The following is a 239-nucleotide window of genomic DNA, read 5'->3' on the forward strand; positions in this document are numbered from 1 at the left end:
CTACACAGTGGTATAAAATTTGTGACGCCAAACCAACGTCATTCAGGTTTAGATAAAGAAATATTAGCTAAGCGTCAGCAGGTAAACGACGCAGCTAAATTGAATAACCCAAGCCGTTGGTCAGGGAAGTCACGAGACTGGTCAATGATAAATGAAGTAAATTTAAACCCTGAGAAAAAAGAAGAAATGCGGGCGGCATAAAATTTAACTTGAGGCGACAACTAACTTGAAAAACTCCG

The 239-nt window shown here is 39.7% G+C and carries 1 pseudogene; it reads left to right on the forward strand.

Annotated features, from left to right (window positions below):
* Positions 1–201: pseudogene (locus tag ACTRWE_RS19350) on the forward strand (IS3 family transposase); the annotation flags it as partial.
* Between the last annotated feature and the right edge of the window lie 38 nt (positions 202–239).

The organism is Pseudoalteromonas sp. G5_S1_54_S4 (genome assembly GCF_054968565.1).